We start from the raw sequence: 631 nt of genomic DNA, 5'->3' as shown, positions 1-631 counted from the left end.
TCCAATAATTGCCGTTACTTCATGTGGCGCAACAAAAGATGAAGAATATTCTTTTTCAGGCGAGGTTTATGAGGGAGGCACTCATAAGCTAAGTTCTAGTTTTATAAAAAGTTTAGAAAATTTTAAAAATACTAAAATTGCATACTTGGAAAATAAATCTTCATTACTTGACGATGTAGAAACTGCAGCAGCAATAGTTGTGGGAAAAGACTTTAAATACCCGGAAGTAACTTATAACTTTTCATCTTTAAACATTGACTATTTTTCTCCTGAAATCTTTAAGTATATGGATTTTGGAAAGGTGGGAGCAAGAATAAATATTATTCTAAAAAACAACAACTTAAAAAGTTTTGATTTTAACTCAGTTCCCAGAATAGTTTCAAGTATAGATTTAAGTAATAATAAATTTACTGGTAAATTAAACACATCTTTCATAAATAAGGCATGACCTATTAAAATAAACTTGAATAATAATAATTTATCTTCAATAGATTATGATGAGATCAATAAATATATAAAAACACCCAATAATAAAACTAAAGTATCATCCATTGTTGTTATTTCAGATTCTGAAAATCCTTTATTATGAGCAAACAAAGGTGCTTGATTTCCGAAACGCGATATGTTCCGG

The 631-nt window shown here is 28.4% G+C and carries 1 protein-coding gene; it reads left to right on the top strand.

Translation table 4 applies throughout. From position 1 onward, the window contains the following. A partial coding sequence (locus C4B24_RS05135; RefSeq protein WP_210725209.1) for a hypothetical protein occupies positions 1 to 631 on the top strand: 631 nt, incomplete at both ends.

The organism is Mycoplasma marinum, assembly GCF_004335975.1.
In the GTDB taxonomy this organism is placed as follows: Bacteria; Bacillota_I; Bacilli_A; order Mycoplasmatales; family Metamycoplasmataceae; genus Mycoplasma_K; species Mycoplasma_K marinum.
The sequence above is the reverse complement of the archived record's forward strand: the minus strand, read 5'-3'. Positions and strand labels throughout refer to the sequence as shown.